Raw genomic sequence first — 23221 nt, 5'->3', positions numbered from 1 at the left:
CCCGAGCAGGCACCCGGTGGGCGTCCTGAACCGATCCCGGTGCGGAACTGAACCGCTCTCGACGAAAGGGCGGGCGCGGGACGCAGACCGCGGAGCTACCTATTGACTGAAGCAAGCTATTGACCGGGCGGTCGCGAGAACCTATTATTGAGACGTTTCAATGACGAGCAACCGGAGACTCCGTGGACACCGACTCCAGCACCCAGCGCCCGATTCTCACGACCATCCGCCCGACCGTCCCCGAGCCCGAGATCACCGCCGCAGCCCTGCCCGACCCCGTCGGCCCCCTCGCCGCCCCCGACCATCTGCGTCTGGAGCAGTACCTGCCCGGTGACGTCCTGGGCGGTGCCCGCCCCGCGCCGCGCATCTCCTGGGAGATCGCCTCCGCCCCGGCCGGCTGGCGTCCCGCCGCCGCCGAGCTCGAGATCACCCGCACCGACCTGGCCGGCACCCCGCTCGCCGCCCCCGAGCGCCTCCCCCTGGCGGCCGCCGACGGCGTCCTGGTCGCCTGGCCCGCCGCCCCGCTGGGCTCCCGCGAGCGCGTCGTCCTGCGCGTGCGCGTGATGGGCCGGATCGTCGTGGCGCCCGCCGCGCCCACCGCGCCCGGCGCCACGACGTCGCCCGACACCGCCCCCGGCCCCTGCGGCGCAGCCGAAGCCGGCGCGCCCGACGGAACGACCGCCCTCGGTGCCGCTGACGTCCCATCCGGCGAGGCCCCCGGCGGCGCCCCCGCCGCCGGTGCCGCCGCCGGTGCCGCCGGCGCCCCCGGGAGCGGCGCCCCCGTCGCCACCGGCTGGTCCGCCCCGGTCGTCTACGAGACCGGGCTCCTCGCCCCCGAGGACTGGCGGGCCCTGCCCGTGGGCCCCGCCTGGCCGGAGAACCCTGGCTCCGACCGCCGTCCGCCGCGCGTGCGCCGCGAGTTCGAGGTGACCTCGCCGGTCGTCGCCGCCCGCGCCTACGTCAGCGCCCACGGCCTCATCCGCGCCGAGCTCGACGGCGTGCGCATCGGCGCCGACGAGCTCGTCCCCGGCTGGACCGTCTACGGCGAGCGGCTCGTGGCCCGCGCCTACGACGTGACCGAGACGCTCCTGGCCCCCCGCGGGGCCGGCGCCCCGTCCGACTCGGCAGGCTCAACCGGCGCCCCCGACCCCGCCCGCGGGGCCGGCGCCGGCCGCCACGCCCTGGGCGCCCAGCTCGCCGACGGCTGGTACCGCGGTCACATCGGCTTCGACGGCGGCTACCGCAACCTATACGGCGAGGACGTCGCCGCCATTGTCCAGCTCGAGCTCACCCACGCCGACGGCTCGCGGTCGGTGGTCGCCACCGACGCCTCCTGGCGGGCGGGCGCGGGCGAGATCCTCTTCACCGGCCTGTACGAGGGCGAGACCGTCGACGCCCGCCTCGCCTCCCCAGGCTGGTCCTCCCCCGGCTTCGACGACTCCGGCTGGTCCCCGGTCGCCGTCGGCGACTCCGACGCCGGGCGCCTGGTCATGCCCGCCGACGCGCCCGTGCGCACCGCCGAGACCCTCCGGCCGGTCGCCGTCGCCGTCCAGGAGCGCCACCTCATGCGCCTGGGCGAGGTCGAGGTCGAGACCGCCCCCGAGCGGGTGCTCATCGACTTCGGGCAGAACATCTCCGGGCGTCTGCGCATCCGCGTGGCCGGCCCCGCCGGCGCCACCGTCACCCTGCGCCACGCCGAGGTCCTGGAGGACGGGGCTCTGGGCACCCGCCCCCTGCGCGGGGCCGCCGCGACCGACACCTACACGCTCGCCGGCGACGGCGTGGAGGAGTGGGAGCCGGCCTTCACCATCCACGGCTTCCGCTACGCCGACGTCGCCGGCTGGCCCGGCGGCGCTCGGGCGGCCGCCGCCGCGATCGCGGACGGGGCGGTGCGCGCCGTCGTCGTCCACACCGACATGGAGCGCCTGGGCGCCTTCGCCTGCTCCGATGAGCGCGTGACCCGCCTGCACGAGAACTCGCGCTGGTCCATGCGCGACAACTTCGTGGCCATCCCCACCGACTGCCCGCAGCGCGACGAGCGCCTGGGCTGGACGGGCGACATCCAGGCCTTCGCGCCCGCCGCCGCCTTCCACTACAGCTGCGCGGGCCTGCTCACCTCCTGGCTGACGGACCTGGCCATCGAGCAGGAGGCCCACGGCACCGTCCCGTGGTACGTGCCCGTCATCCCGGGGGGCCTGTGGACCCCGCCGCGGCCCGCCGCCGTGTGGGGCGACGCCGCCACGGTGGTGCCCTGGGAGCTGTACCGCGCCACCGGCGACCGGGACCTGCTGGCCGCCCAGTACGACTCGGCGCGCGCCTGGGTGGACCTGGTGGACTCCCTGGCCGGCGACGACCACGTGTGGGAGACCGGCCTCCAGCTGGGCGACTGGCTCGACCCCTCGGCCCCGCCGGACAACCCCATGCGGGCCATGACCGACCCCCACCTGGTGGCCACGGCCTTCTTCGCCCGCTCCGCCCGCATCGTCTCGCAGTGGGCGGCCGAGCTCGGCAGAGCGGACGACGCCGCGCGCTACGGCGAGCTGGCGGACGCCGTCGGCGAGGCCTTCCGGACCCGCTTCACCGACGGCGCTGGGCGCATGACCTCGCACTCGCAGTGCGCCTACGCCCTGGCCATCGCCTTCGACCTGTGTGGGGACGAGCAGCGCCGCGCCGCCGCCGGGCGGCACCTGGCGGACCTGGTGGAGGCCTCGGGCGGGAACGTCGCCACGGGTTTCGCGGGCACCCCGGTGCTCACCGCGACCCTGTCGGCGACCGGTCACGCCGAGGCCGCCTACCGGCTGCTCATGGAGACCTCCTGCCCGTCCTGGCTCTACGCGGTGACCATGGGGGCGACCACGACGTGGGAGCGCTGGGACTCCATGCTCCCGGACGGGTCGATCAACCCCGGCGGCATGACGAGCTTCAACCACTACGCCCTGGGCGCCGTGGCCGCCTGGCTGCAGCGGACGGTGGGCGGCCTGGCCCCGGCCGAGCCCGGCTACCGCGTCATTGACGTCGCCCCCGTCCCCGGCGGCGGGCTGAGGGCGGCCGAGTCCGTCCACCGCACGCCCTACGGCTGGGCGGCCTCGTCCTGGAGGCTCGACGACGACGGGCGCCTGGAGCTGGACGTGGTCGTGCCGGTGGGGGCCACGGCGCGGGTGACGCTGCCGGGTCGGTCCGGCGAACCTCCCGCCGGACCGGTCGTGCTCGGCCACGGCCGCCACCACCTGGCGGGCTGAGCGGGCTCCCGGACGACGGGCGAGCCGGGCGGCGCCCCGGCCGGCAGCCTGATAATCGAGGGGTGCGGCGGCCTGCACCGCCGCACCCCCGCTACCGACCGGAGGACAGGAGCCCCGCATGACCAGCACCGACCAGTCCGCCCCCGAGATCCCGGACGTCCCCGACTCCTTCCGCGCGGCCCTCATGCTGCCCGCTCCCGGTGGCGCGGCCTCGCGCGCCGTCCACGAGGTCCTCGAGGTCCCCGCTCCGGACGGCACGGTCCTGCGGGCCGACGTCGTGCGCCCCGACGACGGCGCCGCCCACCCGGTCCTGCTCGCCCGCTGCCCCTACCTGGGGGCGTGGCGGCCCATGATCGCCGCGGCCGCCGGCGCGGACCCGCACGAGCCCGGGCTCATGGCCGCCGCCGTCGGCATGCAGGCCTCGGTGGGCCTGGACCGGGCCATCGAGGAGGGCTTCGCGGTCGTCGCCCAGGCCTGCCGCGGCACGGACATCTCCGAGGGCGGCTTCCGCTTCTACGCCGACGAGGCCTCCGACGGCGTCGCCACCCGCGAGGCCCTGGCAGCCCTGCCCTGGTGCGACGGGCGAGTCCTCACCTTCGGCCAGTCCTACGTGTCCACCACCCAGCTGACCGCCGCCCTGGCCTCCACCGAGCACCTGGCGGCCATGGCGCCGTGGGTCGCCCCCTCCACCTACGACGACGACCTCGCCATGCGCGGCGGCATCCTCCTGGAGGGCCCCGCCTACGAGTGGGCCCGCCAGCAGGTGCGCACGGGCCTGGCGCACGACGGGAGGCCGGACGCGCCCCAGGACGCCCTGCCCGAGCCATTGGAGGACTTCACCCCCTTCCTGGAGCGCGTCGGCATCGCCGAGGCCGCCCGACGGCTCGCCCGGGCCCACGGCGCCGGCGCGCACGTCGCCGACTGGCTCGCCCACCCGCTGCGCGACGCCTACTGGAGGTCCGTCGCCTACCCCCGGGAGGGGCTCGCCGGCCTCGACGTGCCGGCCCTCCACCTGGCGGGCTGGTACGACCTGTTCCTCGGCGGCACCCTGCGCAGCTACTGGGTCATGGCCGCGGGCCCGGCCGGCAAGCGCCAGCGGCTCGTCATCGGCCCGTGGACGCACCTGGCCTTCGACGGCCGCCTCGCCGGGCGCTCCTTCCCCGGCGGAGGGACGCGCGAGCTGGGCCTGGGCGAGCTGACCCTGGACTTCTGGAAGGCGAGTATCGGGGACGCCGCGGCCGCCGCCCGTCTGCCCCGCGATCCCGTGCGCGTCTACATCATGGGCGCCGACCGCTGGATCGACCTGCCCGCCTGGCCGGCGCCGGACGCCGTCGCCGGCGTCTGGCGGCTCGCCGACGACGGCGCCCTGCTCGCGCCCGACGACGGGCGGCCCGCCGCGGGGAGCACGTCCTGGACCCACAACCCGGCCGACCCGGTGCCCGCCGAGGGCGGCCAGATGCTCATGGGCCCTGCCGAGAACGCGGGCCCGCACGACCAGAGCGGCATCGAGGCGCGCGACGACGTCGTCGTATTCACCACCCCGGTGCTGGCCGAGCCGGTCACGGTGCTCGGGCCGGTGCGCCTGCGCGCCCAGGTCGCCGCCGACGCCGAGGACGCCCACCTGCACGCCGCCCTGGCCGAGGTCCTCCCGGACGGCACGTCGGTCCTGCTGACCGACGGGGCGCTGCGCCTGTCGGCGCGCGGCGGACCGGACCGCCGCGACCCGCTCGTCCCGGGCGAGCCCGTCGAGGTCGAGATCGACATGTGGGCCACCGGGGCCCACGTCCCGGCCGGCCACCGGCTGCGCCTGGACCTGGCGGGCTCGTGCTGGCCGCGCTACGCCGTCGCCGACCCGGCCGACGGAGCGCCCGTCCGCCTCACCGTCCTGCACGACGCCGAGCACCCCGGCGAGCTGGTCCTGCCGCTCATCGACCTGGGCGCCCACCCCGCAGCCCTCTGACGGCCCGTCCGGCGTCTTCCCTCCCCCTTCGCCGAGATCGGTCCAGTTCCGGCTCGAGATCGGTTCCGGCCGGGGCTCGACGGCGCCGTCAGGCGCGTCATGGCACTAGACTCGCCGGTGACGCACGACGACGGGGCACCGTCGCTCGTGCGTTTCCCCTGTTGCGGCCCCGGGGCGGGAATGCTCCGGGGACTCGATCCAGAAGGAGGCTCCATGTTTCTCGAGAAGCTCTTCGCCCTCGCCTCCGAGGCCGCTCACGAGGAGGCCGAGCGCATAATCGCCGACGAGAAGTGCGCGCAGCAGCGCCGTCAGGAGCCTCGAACGACGGCCTCCGCCACGAGCGGCGACAAGGGCGGGGCGCCGGCCCGCTGATGACCGGCGCCCCGCCCGCCGGCGCGGCGTCAGCACGGCGGAGGGCCCCGCCCCCGGCCCGGCCGCGATCGGGCGCGGCCCATAGATATACGGAAGAACAGAGCGCCGCGCGCCCCGCCGGAGTGGTCCCGGCGGGGCGCGCGGCCCTGATGCGCATCGGTACGCGTCAGCGGCCCTGGACCAGTGAGGTGATCCGGGTCATGAACTCCTCCAGGAAGCGGTCGACGTCGACGCCGACGGCGACGCGGCTGGTCTTGCGGGGGTCGTTGAGGCGGGCCACGTCCCCGATGGTCCGCCCGCGGGTCGGGCCCTCGACGTCAACCTGGAGGTTGATGGGCAGGGTGGTGACGAGGCCGGGGTCGATGGCGACGCCGACGGCGAGCGGGTCGTGCAGGCCGCAGCCGCCCAGGCCCGGGGCTGTGGTCTCGTAGGCCTTGATGTAGTAGTCGGTCATGTCGGCCAGGAACGTGCCGGCCGGCGTCCCCAGGTCGCGCCAGCGGCGCGTGTGCTCGTAGGTGAGCAGGGTCTGCAGGGTCACGTCCAGGCCGATCATGGTGGCGTCGATGCCGGAGCGGAACACGACGTCGGCGGCGTCGGGGTCCTGGTTGATGTTGGCCTCGGCCCAGGGGCTGACGTTCCCGGACACGGTCAGGGCGCCGCCCATGAGGACGACCCGGAGGCGGTCGGCCAGGCCCGGGTCGCGCTCCAGGGCGGCGGCGAGGTTGGTCAGCGGTCCGGTGGGGACGTAGACGAGCTCCTCGCCGTAGCGGCGCGAGGCCTCGATCATGAAGTCGACGGCGCCTGTGGCGGCGGCGCTGCGCCTGGAGGGGGCGACGTCGACCTCGCCGACCCCGTTGCGGCCGTGGATGAAGGCGGAGATCTCCATGACGGCGAAGTCCTCGGTGGCCGAGGAGTGGGGCAGGCCCGGGTAGACCGGCACGGAGCCCGCGCCGAGGGCGTCGAGGACCGCCAGGGAGTTGCGCACCGAGTCCTTCATGAGGACGTTGCCGTAGGTGGCGGTGATGCCGATGAGCTCGGCCTCGGGGCTGCCGAGCGCGTAGGCGATTGCGAGGGCGTCGTCGATGCCGGTGTCCAGGTCGAGGATGAGTTTCTTGGTCATGAGCGTTTCTCCTTGTCTCTCGTCGTTCACCAGACGAAGATGCCGACAATGCCGGCGGACATGAGGGACACGAGGATTCCGGACAGAAGCATGCGGCCGACGTTCTTGGCGACCAGGTCGTTGCGCTCCTTGTCGACGAGCCCCTTGAAGCAGCCGATGATCATGCCCAGCGTGCCGAAGTTGGCGAAGGACGTCAGGAACACGGTCAGGACGGCCTGGTAGTGGCGCGCGTAGCCCGTCACCTCACCGCTGATCTGCCCCATGGCGACGAACTCGTTGGTGACGAGCTTGAGCCCCATGATCTGCGACATGTCCCAGCCGGTGGACGGGTCGAGCCCGAGAAGCAGGGCGGGCACGAACATAATGACGCCGAGAATCGACTCCAGGGACAGCGGCGCCCAGAACGCGCCGAGGATCTTGTCGATGAGGGCGGCCAGCGCGACGAAGGTGATGACATTGGCGGTGATAATGAGCACCAGCTTTCCCGCGCCGAGGATGGAGTCGCCGAGGAAGGAGAAGAAGGGCTCCTTGGCGGGCCTGCCCGGCTCCTTCTTGAAGGCCCTGGACAGCATCGCGCCCAGCCCGCCGGAGTTGGCCTTGTCCCGCTGCCGGGTCGCGACCCCGGCGGCCGCGCCGCCTGTCCCGCCGTCGGCCCCGCCATCGGTCTCTGCCCCGGAGGCCGCCGCGGAACCGGCTGCGACGGGGGCGAGCTCGCCCTCGCCCTCGCTCTCGTAGGTGACGATGACATCCTCCTCTGGCGGGACATCCACCGGGTAGAGCAGGGAGGTGACGATGAGGGCGTTGAGGCAGTTGATGGGCACCGCCGTCAGGACGAACTCGGCGGGGACGATCTGGATGTAGGCGGCGAGGATCGAGGCGGTCACGCAGCTCATCGACATCATGGCGATGACGACGTTCCGCGCCGGGTTCATCTTCTGCACCTGGAGCTTGGAGATCGCCAGCGCCTCGGTGTTCCCCAGGAACATCATCTCGATCGAGTAGAAGGTCTCGAACTTGGGCTGGCGGGTGATGAAGCTCAGGCCCCGCCCGACCCACTTGATGACCCACGGCAGGAAGCCGATGTAGGTCAGGATGTCGAAGACGGGGACGACCAGGAGGATCGGGAGCAGCGCGCTGACGATGAAGTTCACGGGCGTGGGGTCCACGCCCTCGGCGCCGACCCAGTTCTGGAGAGCGAAGTTAATGCCCTTCCACGCCACCGAGACGAGCTCGTTGAAGCCCGCGGCCGCGCCCTGGACGGCGGCACGGCCCCACGAGAAGCTCGTGAGGACCCAGGCGATGACGAAGTTGAGCGCGGTGAGGATTCCGACCGATTGCCAGTGGATCCCCTTGCGGTTGTGGGAGAACAGCCATCCTGCGGTGAGGAAGACGAGGACTCCCAGGATGTTGACGGCTAAGAGCATGAGGCGACCCTTCGTGTGAGACGGGAGGTGTGCGGTTGGGGTAAGTAAGTAGGTGTGCGCGGAGGCCGCTACGGGCCGGGCGGCCCTGTTCCGGGGCGGCCCTGTTTCGGGGCGGCTCAGTCCAGGCGGGCGAGGGCGTCGGCGACAAGAGCCCAGAATCGGCCCACATCCAGGCCGACTCCGACCTGAGACGTGCAGGAGCCCCCGACGTCGGGGCTCTCGGCGAGGGCCCGCATGTCGGCCACGGTCATGCCGTAGGTGAGCTCGCCGCGCAGCTCGACGTCGATGGGGCAGCGCCGCGTCGGGATGAGCGCGGGATCGATGACATAGGCGACGGCGCAGGGGTCGTGGGTGGGCGGGTCCGGGAAGGCCTCCTGGTCCTGGTAGGTGGAGCGGAAGAAGTCCATGAGGCCGTTGACGGCGTCGGCGAGCTTGGGGCTGGCCGAGCTGATGGTCTTCTGGACCTCGGAGGTGCACAGGGCCTGGTGGGTGACGTCCAGGCCGATCATGGTCAGTGGCCAGGTCTCGTTGAAGACGATGTGGGCGGCCTCCGGGTCGCACAGGATGTTGAACTCGGCGACGGGAGTCGCGTTGCCCACGCCGTACGCGCCGCCCATGAGCACGATCTCCTTGATGCGCCCCACGATGCGGGGCTCCATGCGGGCCGCCACCGCGATATTGGTCAGGGGGCCGGTGGCGACGACGGTGATCGCCCCGGGCTCGTGGCTCATCACGGTCTCGATGAGCCAGGTCACGGCGTGCTGCTCGGGCAGAGGCCGGCTCGGCTCGGGCAGCTCGACGCCGTCGAGGCCGGTCTCGCCGTGGATGTAGGCCGCGTCGATGGCCTCGCGGACGAGCGGCTTCATGCAGCCGGCGTGGACGGGCATCTCGGGGTGACCGGCAAGCTCGCACAGCGCCCGAGCGTTGTAGGTGACCTTCTCCAGGCTGTGGTTGCCGCCGATGGTCGTGATGCCCAGGAGGTCGATCTCCGGGCTCCCGAGCGCGAGAAGGATCGCGATCGCGTCGTCATGACCCGGATCGCAGTCGAGGATCATCTTGGTGGCCACATGCAACTCCTTTGTAACTGTGACGGTGAATGTGTGTGCGGTGATGGAGTCTCCGACGCGGCTTCGTCACCGCGGCGGAGATCTGGCAGGGGGCTTCGCGCACCGACGAATCGGCGCGCGAAGGGCGGCGCCCTGACTCCCGAAGCGCCGCACACGATTTCTATCACATTTGGAAACGTTTCCACAAGGGGTGGGGGCGGGACGGATCGCGATCGTTGCCCGGAGGCCGCCTCGCGCCCGTCGCACCCGTTCGGGGCGGCGGCACGCCGCCGGGACGGGGGCGACGGCGCGGGCGGGCGGGCGGGCGAGGCAGCGTCAGCGCCACGGCCATCGGTCGGCCCGCGCAGTCGTCGCTTGACCCGCACGGTCGTCGCCCCCTCGCCTCGCCCGTGGCGCCTGAGCAACGGGCCCTCACAATGCGGGGGACGCCTGGGGAAGGGCTGGCCTCGCCTGACCGCCGCCAACGGGCTCTCACAATGCGGGGGACGCGGTCGTGGCAGCCGTGTCGCAGGTCGTCCCGGCCAACAGGTCTTCGCAGCGCCGGGCTCGGGCCATCGCCCGGGCACAGCGCCAGCCCGTCCTCAACGAGCCCAGCAGCGCCGGCTTCGAGCTGTACTGGCTGATCGTCACACTCGCCCCGGTCCGGGCCTCGCGACACCGGAGCCCGGAATCGCCGCAGACTATTGATTCCGGGCGGGTCGGGCCGTCAACGCCGCCGGCGGCCCGCAGCCGGCCCGCGCCCCGGCGCCCGGCCCGCAGACCCCTCGCCGAGCCCGGTCCGCCTCCGCGCCGGCAGCGGCCCGAAGAGTCCGGGCGCCTGCGATCCACCTGCGTCCGCCTCGGGGGCAGGCCGGGACGGACGTCAAGGCTGCGAGCGGGCGCGGCGCACGACCAAGCGCCCCCGCTCCTTGACTGACGCACCGGGCCGTGCAAGCATCACAGGGAGCCCGCCGTGGAAACGTTTCCCGCCACGAGCTCCCGCCATCGCCGTCCGCAATCGAGGAGACCGCCGTGGGAGCCCCCACCATCAAGGATGTCGCCGCGCTGGCCGGCGTCTCCCTGGGGACGGCCTCCCGCGTCCTGACCGGCCACCCCTCCACCTCGACGCGCTCGCGCGAAAGGGTCATGGCCGCCGCCACCCGGCTCGGCTACACCGTCAACGCCCGGGCCCGCTCGCTGCGAGCCGCACGCTCCGACGTCGTCGCCCTGCTGGTGCCCGACGTGCGCAACACCTTCTTCGCCCAGCTCGCCCACACCGTCCAGGCCGCCCTGTTCGCGCGGGGGCTGACCACAATCATCGGCTCGGCCTCCGAGGACGCCGAGCAGCAGGACGGCTACCTGCGGGCCCTGCTGGAGCAGCGCATCGACGGCGTGATCCTCGCCCCGCAGGGCGACGCCACCCCGGGACTGCGCACGCTCGTGGAGCGGCGGATCCCGCTCGTGTTCGTCGACCGCACGATCACCGCGCTGAACGTGCCCTCGATCGACTCCGACCCCGCCCCAGGGCTGGGAGCAGCCGTCGAGGAGCTGGCCGCCCACGGGCACCGCTCGGTCACCTACGTCGCCGGGCTGCTGGGCTCCCCCACGGGGCGCGAGCGCCTGACCGCATTCGAGCGGGCCGCCGCCCCGCTGCTCCCGCGGGGGTCGGCGCGCGTCATTAGAGCGGAGAACACCGGCGCGCGGTGGCTGGACGAGCTCGACGCGCACCTGGAGACCGGCGCCACCGCGCTCGTCTTCGGCTACTCCCCCCACACGCTCATGGCGATTCGCCACCTTCAGGACACGGGGCGGCGGTTCGGCCGGGACGTCTCGATCATCAGCTACGACGACCTCGAGGTCTTCGACCTCCTGCGCCCCCGACTGACGGTCATCACCCAGCACCCGGTGCGTCAGGCCGAGCGGGCCGTCGACATGCTCTGCGAGGCGATCGACGGCGGTCGCCCCGCCTCCGAGCGCGTGGCCGCCTCACTCATCCGCCGCGACTCCGTAGCCGACCTGTCTGCCCCGGCGCCCGACGCGCCCCGGCCCTGAGTCGCCGCGATCGGTCGTACTCCGCGTCGAGATCGGTTCAAGGAGCCCTGCGGGCGCCTGCCGCCCCGGACGATCTCCGAGCCGTTGGCGACGACCGGCTGCGCGGCCAGCGCCGCCACAGCGCTTACTACGCTCCTTTGTCCCTTACTGTACGAGGAAAAGGAGCGTAGTAAGGAACAAAGGAGCGTAGTAAGCGTCCGCGACACCCTTGACCGCGCGCCGCGGACGTGGCACGCTTCCCCCATTGCGGATGGAAACGTTTCCACCCGCACGAGCCCACCGCCCGCCCCGAATTTCACCGACGAAAGACGGGCAGGCCCCGGACACCGCCTCCGGCCCGGGCATCGGCTAGCCTCCACACCCGACCGAAGCAGAGAAGCAAAGGAGCTCACCAATGGGACGCGTCATCGTCGTCGGTTCCATCAACCAGGACATCACGGTCACGGTCGACCGCTTCCCCCAGCCGGGCGAGACCCTCTCGGGCACCTCCACCACCTACCGCCTGGGCGGCAAGGGCGCGAACCAGGCCGCGGCCGCCGCCCACGGCGGCGCGACCACGCTGTTCGTCGGACGCGTCGGCGGCGACCCCGCGGGCATCACCCTGCGCGAGGACCTGCGCACGCACGGCGTGGACGTCTCCGCCCTGCGCACGGACGAGGAGGTCACCACCGGGATCGCCTTCATCACCGTCAGCGCAGCCGGGGAGAACACGATCATTCTCGACGCCGGGGCCAACGGGTGCGTCACCGGGGAGCAGGCGGCCGCGGCGGTCGAGCTCGCCGAGGACGACGTCGTCGTCCTCCAGGGCGAGATCCCCCCGGCCGCCAATGAGGCCGTCATCGCCTGGACGCACGCGGCCGGGGCGAGGGTCGTCCTCAACCTGGCGCCCGTCTACCCGATCCCGCCGGAGGCCCTGGCGGGCGTGGACGTCCTGGTCGTCAACGAGAGCGAGTGCGGGCTGGTCCTGGGGGCCCCGGCGCCCGAGACGGCTGAGGAGGCCCTGGCCGCAGCGGCGGCGCTGCGCGAGCGGGGCATCGCCCGCGTGCTCATCACGCTCGGCGGGGCCGGCGCGGTGCGGGCCTCGGACGAGGGCGCGGTGCACGTCCCGGCGATCGACCTGGGGCCGGTCGTCGACACCACGGGCGCCGGGGACGCGACGGTCGGCGTGCTCGCGGCGGCGCTCGCCGCGGGATACGACTTCCCGGAGGCGGTGCGCGAGGGCATGCGCGCCGGCTCGACGGCGGTCCTGTCCGCCGGCGCCGCCGCCTCCTACAAGGGCATCGCGCCCGTCTCCCCGCGCTACTGAGAACCCCGGCACCCGGCCATGAGCGCTTTTCGCAGCTCGCCGCGCTCCTGGGCCCAAGGCGCCGAGGCCCGCCCGCCGGTCCACGAGCTCAGGCCGCCCGCCGGTCCCGCAGGCCGCCGCCCGGCCCGCGCCGCCCGTCACGCCACCGTGAGCACGACGCGCTGGTAGCGGGTCAGGGCCGGGGAGCCGGTGTCGGTGCCCTCGGCGATCAGGTGGATGGCCTGTCCCGGCTCGGCGGCCGCCGGGACGGTGACGACGGCGGTGCCGGCGCCGTCGTCCCGAAGCCGCGGAGCCACGGGGCACGGGCTGGCCCCGGCCTCCGGGTAGGCCCACCAGCGCAGGAGCACGTCGTCACCGTCGGGGTCGGTGGCCGTGGCGGTCAGGGTGACGACCTCGCCGGGGCGCACGGCGCGGGCCAGCCCGCCCTCGGCGGTGGCGGGGGCGCCGGCGACCAGGACGAGCGGCGGGTGGTTGGCGTCCTCGTACCGTGGGGTCACTGACCAGGCGAGCCGGGCGGCGAACTCGTTCTGGACGGCCCGCCACCAGCGGGTCACGTGGTACTCGGGCGGCGCAGGACCGTCGGGGCCGTCGGGGCCGCCAGGAGCATGGTCGACGACGAGCCCGCCGCGCGCGAGCGCCGGCGCCCCCGGTCGGGCGAGGACCGTGCCGGAGGTGAGGGTGTCGGGATGGTCGGGGTCAGGCGTCTGGCGGCCGCCCCAGCCGCCGAAGGCGGCGTCCTCCCAGGAGCGCAGGCCGTTGGGGACGAGCGGGGTGAAGTTGGCGGTGTCGCCCTCGGAGATGAAGGAGCCGGGCTCCTGAAGCGGGCACCAGATCCGGTAGCCCTCGCCGCGCAGCCGCTCCTCGCTCCTGCCGGACTCGCCGAAGTAGTCCTCGGCGTCGAAGCCCGCGGCCATCCGGCGGCCGTCGCCCCACACGCGGTAGGCGGCCCCGAGCGGGCCCCGGGCGCTGACGCTCCTCCGGGTCCACCCGGCGCCGACGAGCCCGCGGTCCCGGACCGCCAGCACCGTGCGGGACAGGCAGCCCCAGGCGGTGGTGGCGACATCGCGGTGCTCGAGCCCCGGCCAGGCCGGGCGGATGTAGCTCTCCAGGGTCGGGTCCTGCTCGCCGAAGGAGGAGATGACGAGGCGGTCGAGGACGCGCTGCTTGAGCACTGGCCAGTCAGGGCGCGTCCCCAGCTCCTCCTCAACGCTGCGCAGGGCCCGGGCGATGGTCGACGTCCCGCCCCAGGCCTGGACGAACAGGGGACGGGCGGCGTCGGCCGGCGCGTCGCCGACGGCGGAGGCGGCCAGGGCGCCGATGCCCGCCGGGCCGTCCGGGGTCAGCGCGGTCTCGCGCAGGAGGTCGGCGATGAGGGCGGAGCCGGGGGTGACCTCGTCCATCTCGCCGGCGGCGGCGACATTGCCGGTGCGGACCAGGGACCGCAGGTGGGCGGCCGTGGGGAAGCGGGGGTCGTGGACCCGCAGGGTCTCCTCGACCCTGGCGTAGGCGTCGATGGCCGTGTCGATGTGGAGGGTCTCGCCGGGGGCGGGCCAGCGGTGCGGGGCGATGCCGCGGGCCGGGTCCCCCGCCCAGTGGCAGTCCGATCCCGCGTAGACCAGGCCGCGCAGGTCGATCTCGTTGGCGTGGGTGAGCAGGCGGATCATGGAGTTGAGGCCGTCGGGCCCGGGGACGGTGGTGACGACGACGCGGGGGCGATCTGTGCGGGGGAAGGCTTCCTTGCGCATGGCACGAGCCTGCCACAGGCGCGGGGCCGCCCCCCCACGCCGGGCGCTGCGGCGGGGGTGCTCAGGAGACGGTGACGCTCCCCGAGGTCGTCCCTGTGGCCGCTCCTCCGTTGGCCGTGGTCACCGTGACGGAGGACGACGAGCCGGCGGTGATGGCGCCGTCGGAGGTGGTGGCGTCCATGGCGAGGGCGAGGGTGCCGCCGTTGGAGCCGGAGGTGCCCCAGCGGTCCTCGTCGGCCCTGGCCAGGCCCCCGGGGGCGGTCAGGGTGCAGCGGGTGAGGGTCGCCCGCGAGGAGGTGTTGGTGACGTAGAGGACCGGGGCGTCCTGGGTGCAGGTGAGGGTCACGTCGCTCAGGGCGAGGGTGGAGACCTCGGTGGCGGCGTCGGAGTCGGCGGCGTCCCCGGACATCGACTGGTAGAGCATGACGCCACCCCTGCTGGAGGCGCTGGTGAGGGTCGAGCCGGAGACGGTGGCGTGGTTCTTTCCCTCGACGACGATCGCCTGCGCCCCGTTGGCCTGGCCGGTCAGGCCGGACACGGTGATCTGGCCGGTGGAGTAGAGGCACGGGGAGCCGTCGCCGTTGGTGGTGAAGGCGTTGGCGCCCTCGACCGTGACGGTGCCCGAGCCGCGGTCGGTGGCGACGGCGGCGCAGTGGGCCCCCTGGGTCTCGATGCTCAGGTCGGAGCCGGTGATGACGCCCGCGTAGGTGGCGTGCAGACCGCGCGAGGACTCCCCGGTGGTGGCGATCGCACAGGCGGTGACCTGCGCAGTGGCGCTGCCGGAGGCGATGACGGCGTTGGCCCCGGAGGCGGCGGTCGTCAGGGTCGTCTCGTTGACGGTGACGGTGGAGCCCTCTCCCACGGCGACGACGGCGGAGTTGAGGCCGTAGAAGTTGTAGGCGTCGTCCACGCCGTGCCGGCCGTCGGTGGAGGCGTCGCCGGACTTGGTGATCCTCGCGTTGGTGATCGACAGGCTGCCGCCGCCCACGACCAGGAAGACCGTCTGGTCCGCGGTGGTGGACTCGAAGGTGCCGCCGTCGATGGTGGCGGTGATGCCGTCCACGAGGTAGGCGCCCGACAGCGTGATCTCCTTGTCCCCGACCTTGCCGGTCCACGAGCCGGGCGACAGCGACGTGTTGGAGGCGGCGGCCTCGTGGTAGGCGGGCGCGACGGCGGCGTCCGCGGCGGCTGTGGCCGTGTCGGTTCCGGCGAAGGGGCCGGTCGCGGTGGAGAAGCCGGAGGGGGCATCCGTCCCGCCCGAGGAGCCGCAGGCCATGAGCGTGCCGGCGGCCGCCAGACCGAGGCCTCCCACCAGGAGGCTGCGGCGGCGCAGGGCGAAGGCGACCCCGGTGTCGGGTATAGCGCCGTCGTCGGGGCGGGACGGTCGGGACGGCGCGAGCGGCGCCGGGGGTGTCGTCAAGGGGGTCATGTGCGTCTCCTCGTTCGGTGGACTCAAAATGTGCGATGTTGGCGGAGAGCGTCGGGCGGGCGGCGCCGAACGGCCTTCGGACGGTGAGGCCGCGGGCCTCCCGAAGGCCCGCGGCCGCCCGGGCTACGGCGACGGGCTCCACTGTCAATGAGGCGCCTATCAGCCCGGCATCCACCCACCATGAGCCCGCTGTGAATCGCCCGCCCCCTCCGCCGAGATCGGTTCACTTCCGGCTCGACGACGCCGGCAACCGCTCTCCACCTCCGAAGCGGGCGCGCGAGTCGGGCCGCGCGTCCGCGAAGCGGCTCCACCGGGGCCCGGAACCGCTCGCCGTGGGCGCCGACGGCCCGGGCAGCACAACAAACAGAAACGATCGTTGTTGATTGTGTGCCCGCATCGCAGTAGAATCGCAACATGCTGGAGCTGCGGAGGATCACCAAGTCCTACCGCACGGCATCGCTGACCCAGACGGCCCTCGCCGGCGTCACCGTCTCCTTCCGCGACAACGAGTTCGTCGCCGTCCTCGGCCAGTCGGGCTCCGGCAAGACGACGCTGCTCAACGTCGTCGGCGGCCTCGACCACTTCGACTCCGGCGACCTGGTCATCGACGACATCTCCACCAAGGACTTCAAGGACCGCGACTGGGACGCCTACCGCAACAACCGCATCGGCTTCGTCTTCCAGTCCTACAACCTCATCCCCCACCAGTCGGTCCTGGCCAACGTCGAGCTCGCCCTGACCCTGTCCGGCGCCCCCCGCGCCGAGCGCCGCCGCCGCGCGTTGGACGCGCTCGCCGAGGTCGGCCTCGCCGAGCACGCCCACAAGCGCCCCGCCCAGCTCTCCGGCGGCCAGATGCAGCGCGTCGCCATCGCCCGGGCCCTGATCAACGACCCCGAGATCGTCCTGGCCGACGAGCCCACCGGCGCCCTCGACTCCGCCACCTCCGTGCAGGTGATGGACCTGCTGAAGGAGATCGCCCGCGACCGCCTCGTCATCATGGTCACCCACAACCCGGAGCTCGCCCGCCGGTACGCCACCCGCATTGTCGAGCTCGCCGACGGGCGCCTCGTCGCCGACTCCCGCCCCTGCGCCCCGGCCGACGACGGCTCCGAGGCCCGGGCGGCCAGGACCGCCCGGGCCACATCCATGGGGCCCCTGACCGCCCTCGCACTGTCCTTCAGCAACCTGATGACGAAGAAGGGCCGCACGCTCATGACCTCCTTCGCGGGGTCCATCGGCATTATCGGCATCGCCCTCATCCTGGCGCTCGCCAACGGCGTCAACGCCTATATCGCCCGCACCGAGGAGGAGACGCTGACCTCCTACCCGCTGGCCATCCAGAAGACCGGCACGGACATGACGGCGGTGCTGGCCCGGGGGCGGCAGGCCGCGCAGGAGACGGCGACGGCGGCCGCGGGCTCCCCCGGCACGGTGACCACCATCGACTCCTTCGACCAGATGATGGGGTCGAGATCGACCAACGACCTGGCCTCTCTCAAGCAGTACCTCGACTCCGGCGGCGGCGGGATCAGGGACCAGGTCACCTCCATCGAGTACCTCTACGACGTCACCCCGCAGATCTATCTGCCGGACACGAGCTCCGCCATCACCCGGGTCAACCCCGAGCAGGCCTTCGAGCCGCTCAGCGGCGCCATGTCCACCGGGTTCCTGTCCTCGGTCCTGTCCATGGACACCTTCCACCAGATGCCGGCGGAGCCCTCCCTCTACGAGGACCAGTACGACGTCGTCGCCGGACGCTGGCCCGCGGAGGCGGACGAGCTGGCGCTGGTCCTCGATGAGGACGGCACCCTGCCGGACATCTTCGAGTACACCCTGGGCCTGCGCGACCACAGCCGGCTCGACCAGCTGATGCGCGACTACCTCTCCGGCCGGGCCTCCGGCGTGGCGGCCGTGCCGGGGGCGGCCGTGCCCGGAGCCGGCTCGCCGTCGGACCCGGCAGCGCCGACGGGCGCCACCACCGGGCCCGGCGGCGCCACCGGCGCGACCGCCCCGGCGTCGCCGGACCCGGCAGCCTCCGCGACGCCGTCGGCGGACCCGGCAGCCGCCTCGGCGTCGGGCCCGACCAGCTACTCCTACGACCGCCTCATGCAGGTGACCTTCAAGCTCGTGCCCGCCTCCGCCCGCTACCGCCACGACGACACCTACGGCGTGTGGACCGACCGCTCCGACGACACCGAGCTCATGCGGCAGGCGGTCGCCGACGGCGAGGACCTCCGCATCACCGGCATCGTCCGGGCCAGGGACTCCGACAAGATGACCCTGAAGCGGGGGCTGGCCTACACCCCGGCGCTCACCCGGCACGTCATGGACCAGGCGAGCGGCTCCGCGATCGTCCAGGACCAGCTCGCCCACCCGGACACCGACGTCCTGACCGGCAAGACCTTCGCCGACGAGGCCGCCGGCGCCAAGGCCGGCGAGATCGACCTCTCCTCGCTCTTCACCGTCGACACCGACAAGATCCAGGCCGCCTTCCAGCTGGACCCCTCCAAGCTGGACCTCGACCTGTCCGGCATGGACGTGTCCGGCTTCGAGGCCACCGGCATCGGCGACGTCGACCTGTCCGGGCTCGACCTGTCCGCCCTGACCGACAGCGTCCCGGAGATCGACCTGTCGGGGCTCGACCTGTCCAGCGTCTCCTCCCAGGACCTCACCGGCCGCTTCCCCCAGCTCGCCGACGTCGACTACCCGGCCCTCATCCGGGGCGCGCTGGCCGACGGCGCCCTGAGGGAGGGCGCCTCCACCGCCGTGTCGACCATGATGACCGGCGTCATCGCCGGCTTCCAGGCCTACTACGCCCAGCACGTCTCCGACGACCCCGACGGCGACGGCCGGGGCCCCGACCTGGCGACCCTCGCCGCCGACTACCTCGCCCAGCCGGACGTCCAGAAGACCATCGCCGACACCCTGGGCTCCGACCAGGTCATCGACTCCGCCCGGCTCACGCAGAACCTCGTGGCGTCCCTGGGCGCCGACCCCGACGTCGGCCGGATCAGCGACGCCGTGCGCGACGAGCTGGTCACCGCTATCGGCCGGCAGGTCGCCGCCTCCGTCACCTCCACCATCGTCCAGACGCTCAGCAGCTCGATCCAGGCCGCCCTGAACAGCGCCATGACCCAGATGATGACGGCGATCCAGGAGCAGATCCGCACGGCCATGCAGGACGCCACGACCCGGCTCGCCACCCAGATGGGCTCCGCGATGGACATCGACGAGCAGGCCTTCAAGGACGCCTTCAGCCTCAACATGGACCAGGAGGATCTCGCCGCCCTCATGGCCTCAATGATGTCGACCGACGTCGCCACCTACGACAAGAACCTCGCCGACCTGGGCTGGGCGGACCCGGAGGTGCCCAGCGAGATCGACCTCTACCCCGCGAGCTTCACCGCCAAAGAGCGGGTCAAGGCCGCTCTCGCCGACTACAACACCGCCCAGGAGAAGGCCGGCGCCCAGGACAGGGTCATCACCTACACCGACCTCGTCGGCCTGCTCATGAGCTCGGTGACCCGGATCGTCGACATCATCTCCTGGCTGCTCATCGCATTCGTGTCGATCTCCCTGGTGGTCTCCTCCATCATGATCGCGATCATCACCTACATCTCCGTCCTGGAACGCAAGAAGGAGATCGGCATCCTGCGCTCGGTCGGCGCCTCCAAGCGCGACATCAGGCACGTCTTCAACGCCGAGACCGTCATCGAGGGGCTGCTGGCGGGCGCGATGGGGGTCGGCATCACGCTCCTGGTGTGCATCCCTGCGAACCTGTTCGTGGAGCGCAGGTTCGGGGTCGCCACGGTCGCCCAGCTGCCGGCGACGGCCGGCGCCGCCCTCATCGGCGTCTCGGTGCTGCTCACCGTCCTGGCCGGGCTCGTGCCCGCCGCCAGGGCCGCCCGCGAGGACCCGGTGGAGGCGCTGCGCAGCGAGTGACCCGGACCTCCGGCCCCATCATCGGCCAGAAGGCCGCCCCGCCGTCGGCTCACTCACAGGCTCCGACGCCGGTAGAGGCGGGTCGCACACGCGGCGGAGGCGACAAGCAGCGCCGCCGCGACCCCCAGCCCGGCCGGCCCGATGAACGGCCGGCCCGCCCAGTCCAGCAGCGTTGCCGCGAGCCCGGGGAGCCGGCGGACCAGGAGTATGACCCCGAACATGAGGGCCATGGTCGCGCCGTAGGAGAGCACGCCCGTGCGCGCGTGCCCGAGGGCGAGGAAGAGCGGCAGCTGGACCGCGGCGACGGCGCCGACCACCGCCAGGGCCACGCCCGCGACCGCCGCCGTGGACAGCGGAACGGGGCCGGCCTGGGGGCCGCGCACGAGCGAGTCGATCGCGCGACGCCAACGCCCGCCAGGGTCGTGGCTGCGGCGACGAGGGCGACGAGCAGGTAGCGGCCGAGCACGAACTGCGTCCGAGTCACCGGCAGGATCGCGTACATGGCGTCCAGGTGCGCCCGCTCGTCCTGGGCGAACAGGGCGCCGGGCAGGAAGGCCGTCGTCAGGGTGCACACGGCGACGGCCGGCATCGCCCCGCCCAGGGCGAGGTTCGCCGCAGTGATAATGGCCGCGACGATCGCGAAGTTGCGCAGCGCGACGGCGTGGGCCGACAGCTCGGCGCGCAGCAGGTTCCACGTGGTGCGCATGTCAGTGCTCCTGGACCGGGGCCGCCGAAGCGGCGGGACGGGAGTGGCGGGCGAGGCCGTCAGACCCCGGACCACGAGTCATGGCGGCAACGGCCTTCTCGATGGAGGGGGCTCGACGACGACGTCGGGACCGAATGCGGCGGTGTCCGAGACCCTGATGAGTCCGGAGAAGGCGCCCACCCCGTTGCGCCGGGTCCCGGCGAGGGCCGCCTCGGCCGCGGGCGTCAGGGCCGAGACGGGGCCGCGGGCCATGGCCCACTGCTCGGCGAGGTCGGTCAGGGGACCGGCGAAGCGGGTGCGGCCGGCCCCGATAATGTGAAGGTGGTCCGCGATCCGCTCCGGGTCGGAGGTGATGTGGGTCGAGAAGAGGATCGTCCGCCCCTCCTCGACGAGGAAGTCGCGGAGGACGTCCAGGACGTCCAGGCGCGCGACGGGGTCCAGGCCCGAGGTCGGCTCGTCGAGGATGAGGAGCTCGGGGCGGTGGGCGAGCGCGAGGACGAGCCGGAGCTTGACGCCCTGGCCGCGCGACAGGTCCTTGACCCGCACCCGGGGCGGCACGTCCAGGCGAGCCAGCAGCTCGTCGAAGAGGCTCTGGTCCCAGCCGGGGTAGAAGCGCCCCAGGTTGCCGGCGGCCGAGACGGCCGTCCACTCCGCGGGCAGGGCCTCGGCGTCCAGGACGACGCCGATGCGGTCGTGGCGCGCCCCCGGTGCGGCGCCGAGGACGTCGATCGAGCCCGCATCGATGCCAATCATGCCGAGCATCGCCTTGATGGCGGTGGTCTTGCCGGCCCCGTTGGGGCCGACGAAGCCGGTGACCAGGCCGCTCGGCACGCTCATGTCGAGGGGGCCGAGGGTGAAGGCCCCCTGCCTGCGTACGACGGCGTCGAGGCGGACGGCGGGGCCGGGATCGGGACGGCCGGGGCCGTCGTCCGCGCCGGGCGCTGGCTGCGCGGCCCCGGGCACCGGGGCGGTCACTCCGTGTTCAGTGCGTTCCATCGTTGCGTGCTCCTTTCGTGGAGGTCGGACAGGTCGAGCCCGGCGAGCCGGGCGGTGGCGACGGCGTCGTCGAGCTGGGCGTCCAGCCGGGCGAGGAGGCGCGCGCGGGTCTCGTCCTCGTCCTGGGGCAGGACGAAGCTGCCGCGACCGGCCTGGTTGCCGATGAGGCCCGCGGCGGCAAGGTCGTTGTAGGCGCGGGTGGTGGTGATGAGGGAGACCTCCAGGTCCCTCGCGAGCCGGCGCAGCGAGGGCAGCGGGGTCCCGGCGGGCAGGTCGCCGGACCAGATGGCCTGCCGGATCTGGTCGACGATCTGCTCGTACATGGGCGTCCCGGACGTCCGGGAGAGAACGATGTGCACATGCTGTTTATACCGCACATGTACAGCATGTGCAATGGCATGCGCGACCCCTCGTCGAGACCGCTTCGCCGCGGGCCGGACGCCCGCGCCCAGACGCCGACCCGTCGCGCACCCCGCCCGCTGCCGGGACCCGGAGCAGGCGCATCCGGCCGCCCCACGACCCCGGACCCGACATTCAGCGGACCGCTCTCGACCAAGAAAATAAATAGGCGAGGCGGCGCCATGTGCGCGCCGAAACTTGGGCGTGATACAATGAACTGTGCGGATTGGCATATTTATTGACGATTACCTGCCGTCGGTGCACGGCGTCGCGACATCAACAACGAACCTGAAAGAGGCGCTGGAGGGGCTCGGCCACGAAGTCTACGTCATTGCACCGAGGTGCAAGGGGTATCGGGACGAGGACGACCACGTCATTCGCGTCCCCTCATCAAAGAACTATGTTTTTGACAAACGCGAGACCGGAGTCATCTATCCCGGTCTGGCACGAAGGCTCGACAAGTACGAGTTCGACATCGTCCACAGCCAGATGCAGTTCTACGTCGGCGTTCTTGCTCACAGCGTGGCGAAGCGCCAGAACATTCCTCATGTTACGACGGTGCACACGCTGTACACGGAGCTGATCGACGACTATCCGCTCATGGTGACGGCCGGGATCATCGCCCTGACCGTGGCGCTCCCGATCGTGCTGCGAACCAGGCCCATTCTGCCGACGGCGTCCCGCGAGCAGCTGCGCTCGATGAGCCGGGAGGCCATCAAGGAGACGTTCTCCCACCAGGGCTGGCGACTCACCGCCGCCTTCGCGAACAAGTGCGAGGCCTGCATATCGCCGTCGAACCACCTGGCAAGAATACTAATAGACGAGGGCGGGCTGACGGCACCGTGCTACGTGCGCCCCAACGGCATCAACACGAGGCAGTACCGCGACGCCGACCCCGAGGACTCCCCCATAGAGAAAAGCCCGGGAGAGAAGTTCATCATATCCGTCGCCCGGCTGAGCCCGGAGAAGCGGCAGAAGGCGCTCATCGAGGCGATACCATTCATTCCCGACACGAGCATCAAGCTCGTCCTGGTCGGCGGAGGCCCGTACGAGCACGAGCTGAGAACGCGCGCCGAGGAGCTGCGCGTGACCGACCGAGTCATATTCACCGGCATGCAGCCGAGCGACAAGGTCGCCGCCCTGCTCAAGCAGGCGGACGTCTTCTCACTCGCCTCATACCACTTCGACAACCAACCAATGACCTTCCTCGAGGCGGCATCGAGCGGTCTGCCGATCGTGTACTGCGACGAGCAGATGACGGAGGGCCTGACGAAGCGCAATGCGGTGCTGACCGGCGGAATCGAGGGCGAGGACCTCGCACAGGCCTTCAACGACCTGTTCTCGAACCCCGAGAAGCTGGACATGCTGTCCAGGGGATCTCTCGATGTGGCCCAAGAGTTCGACTCGACAACAATGGCGGCAAGAATGGCCGACCTGTACGAAAAGCTAATCAGAGACCATCGCACGCTGTCGCGCCACTGAAGG

General features: G+C 72.6%; 15 protein-coding genes and 1 pseudogene. 7 read left to right on the top strand and 9 right to left on the bottom strand.

Going from position 1 to position 23221, the window contains the following annotated elements; all coding sequences use genetic code 11:
* Positions 1-182 precede the first annotated feature (182 nt).
* The 3 genes from AIF0345_RS01975 to AIF0345_RS01965 all read left to right on the top strand — a co-directional run bounded on the left by AIF0345_RS01975 (position 183) and on the right by AIF0345_RS01965 (position 5571).
* Positions 183-3239, top strand: a complete 3057-nt coding sequence (locus AIF0345_RS01975; RefSeq protein WP_285296955.1) for an alpha-L-rhamnosidase — start codon at positions 183-185, stop codon at positions 3237-3239.
* Positions 3240-3357: 118 nt separating this feature from the next.
* On the top strand, positions 3358-5199 hold the full coding sequence (locus AIF0345_RS01970) for a CocE/NonD family hydrolase (protein ID WP_285296954.1): 1842 nt from the start codon (positions 3358-3360) through the stop codon (positions 5197-5199).
* Positions 5200-5412: 213 nt separating this feature from the next.
* On the top strand, positions 5413-5571 hold the full coding sequence (locus AIF0345_RS01965; RefSeq protein ID WP_273166494.1) for a hypothetical protein: 159 nt from the start codon (positions 5413-5415) through the stop codon (positions 5569-5571).
* Between the two features lie 166 nt (positions 5572-5737).
* Here the strand turns inward: AIF0345_RS01965 and AIF0345_RS01960 are convergent, their stop codons facing one another.
* The 3 genes from AIF0345_RS01960 to uriH all read right to left on the bottom strand — a co-directional run bounded on the left by AIF0345_RS01960 (position 5738) and on the right by uriH (position 9182).
* Positions 5738-6691 (bottom strand): nucleoside hydrolase, encoded by a 954-nt coding sequence (locus AIF0345_RS01960; RefSeq protein ID WP_043562305.1) that lies wholly within the window; start codon positions 6689-6691, stop codon positions 5738-5740.
* A 26-nt stretch (positions 6692-6717) separates the two neighbouring features.
* On the bottom strand, positions 6718-8115 hold the full coding sequence (locus AIF0345_RS01955; RefSeq protein WP_285296953.1) for a NupC/NupG family nucleoside CNT transporter: 1398 nt from the start codon (positions 8113-8115) through the stop codon (positions 6718-6720).
* Between the two features lie 116 nt (positions 8116-8231).
* Entirely contained in the window at positions 8232-9182 is a 951-nt protein-coding gene (uriH, locus tag AIF0345_RS01950) for a uridine-preferring nucleoside hydrolase UriH (RefSeq protein WP_285296952.1), read from the bottom strand.
* A 1011-nt stretch (positions 9183-10193) separates the two neighbouring features.
* Here uriH and AIF0345_RS01945 point away from each other — a divergent pair.
* Both AIF0345_RS01945 and AIF0345_RS01940 read left to right on the top strand, forming a co-directional pair.
* Positions 10194-11213 (top strand): LacI family DNA-binding transcriptional regulator, encoded by a 1020-nt coding sequence (locus AIF0345_RS01945; protein ID WP_043562373.1) that lies wholly within the window; start codon positions 10194-10196, stop codon positions 11211-11213.
* Positions 11214-11607: 394 nt separating this feature from the next.
* A complete protein-coding gene (locus AIF0345_RS01940) occupies positions 11608-12519 on the top strand; it encodes a ribokinase (RefSeq protein WP_273166487.1) in 912 nt (303 codons plus the stop codon).
* A gap of 137 nt (positions 12520-12656) precedes the next feature.
* Here AIF0345_RS01940 and AIF0345_RS01935 read toward each other — a convergent pair whose 3' ends face one another.
* Together AIF0345_RS01935 and AIF0345_RS01930 are read right to left on the bottom strand one after the other, a co-directional pair.
* The gene (locus tag AIF0345_RS01935; protein ID WP_285296951.1) at positions 12657-14264 is read right to left on the bottom strand and encodes a DUF1593 domain-containing protein; all 1608 of its coding nucleotides are present in this window, start codon (positions 14262-14264) and stop codon (positions 12657-12659) included.
* A 61-nt stretch (positions 14265-14325) separates the two neighbouring features.
* A complete protein-coding gene (locus AIF0345_RS01930; RefSeq protein ID WP_285296950.1) occupies positions 14326-15693 on the bottom strand; it encodes a hypothetical protein in 1368 nt (455 codons plus the stop codon).
* A 414-nt stretch (positions 15694-16107) separates the two neighbouring features.
* Here AIF0345_RS01930 and AIF0345_RS01925 point away from each other — a divergent pair, with 414 nt between their 5' ends.
* Positions 16108-19635: an ABC transporter ATP-binding protein/permease gene (locus AIF0345_RS01925; protein WP_268917551.1), complete on the top strand. Its 3528-nt coding sequence runs from the start codon at positions 16108-16110 to the stop codon at positions 19633-19635.
* 53 nt (positions 19636-19688) lie between these two features.
* On the opposite strand, the gene AIF0345_RS01920 is transcribed toward AIF0345_RS01925, so the two are convergent.
* From AIF0345_RS01920 to AIF0345_RS01905, 4 genes and pseudogenes are all read right to left on the bottom strand, one after another.
* Positions 19689-20018, bottom strand: a complete 330-nt coding sequence (locus tag AIF0345_RS01920) for a hypothetical protein (protein WP_285297962.1) — start codon at positions 20016-20018, stop codon at positions 19689-19691.
* A 77-nt stretch (positions 20019-20095) separates the two neighbouring features.
* Positions 20096-20224, bottom strand: a pseudogene (locus AIF0345_RS01915) (ABC-2 transporter permease); the annotation flags it as partial.
* Between the two features lie 195 nt (positions 20225-20419).
* The gene (locus tag AIF0345_RS01910; protein ID WP_268917549.1) at positions 20420-21337 is read right to left on the bottom strand and encodes an ABC transporter ATP-binding protein; all 918 of its coding nucleotides are present in this window, start codon (positions 21335-21337) and stop codon (positions 20420-20422) included.
* A complete protein-coding gene (locus tag AIF0345_RS01905) occupies positions 21313-21696 on the bottom strand; it encodes a GntR family transcriptional regulator (protein WP_043562367.1) in 384 nt (127 codons plus the stop codon). The genes AIF0345_RS01910 and AIF0345_RS01905 overlap by 25 nt, the downstream gene beginning before the upstream one ends.
* A 259-nt stretch (positions 21697-21955) precedes the next feature.
* On the opposite strand from AIF0345_RS01905, the gene AIF0345_RS01900 reads away from it, so the two are divergent.
* Positions 21956-23218, top strand: coding sequence for a glycosyltransferase (locus AIF0345_RS01900; protein ID WP_268917548.1), 1263 nt, complete (start codon positions 21956-21958; stop codon positions 23216-23218).
* Positions 23219-23221: the final 3 nt, after the last annotated feature.

Origin of the sequence: Actinomyces israelii, from assembly GCF_030253495.1 — a bacterium.
Lineage (GTDB): Bacteria > Actinomycetota > Actinomycetes > Actinomycetales > Actinomycetaceae > Actinomyces > Actinomyces israelii.
Note: the sequence above shows the minus strand (reverse complement) of the source record. Positions and strands in the feature narration are given on the sequence as shown.

Excerpts from the sequence above, each read along its gene's own strand:
- AIF0345_RS01930 (WP_285296950.1), bottom strand. The coding sequence starts at position 15,693 with ATGACCCCCTTGACGACACCCCCGGCGCCGCTCGCGCCGTCCCGACCG.
- AIF0345_RS01965 (WP_273166494.1), top strand. The coding sequence starts at position 5,413 with ATGTTTCTCGAGAAGCTCTTCGCCCTCGCCTCCGAGGCCGCTCACGAG.
- AIF0345_RS01940 (WP_273166487.1), top strand. The coding sequence starts at position 11,608 with ATGGGACGCGTCATCGTCGTCGGTTCCATCAACCAGGACATCACGGTC.
- AIF0345_RS01935 (WP_285296951.1), bottom strand. The coding sequence starts at position 14,264 with ATGCGCAAGGAAGCCTTCCCCCGCACAGATCGCCCCCGCGTCGTCGTC.
- AIF0345_RS01925 (WP_268917551.1), top strand. The coding sequence starts at position 16,108 with ATGCTGGAGCTGCGGAGGATCACCAAGTCCTACCGCACGGCATCGCTG.
- AIF0345_RS01970 (WP_285296954.1), top strand. The coding sequence starts at position 3,358 with ATGACCAGCACCGACCAGTCCGCCCCCGAGATCCCGGACGTCCCCGAC.
- AIF0345_RS01910 (WP_268917549.1), bottom strand. The coding sequence starts at position 21,337 with ATGGAACGCACTGAACACGGAGTGACCGCCCCGGTGCCCGGGGCCGCG.
- AIF0345_RS01960 (WP_043562305.1), bottom strand. The coding sequence starts at position 6,691 with ATGACCAAGAAACTCATCCTCGACCTGGACACCGGCATCGACGACGCC.
- AIF0345_RS01955 (WP_285296953.1), bottom strand. The coding sequence starts at position 8,115 with ATGCTCTTAGCCGTCAACATCCTGGGAGTCCTCGTCTTCCTCACCGCA.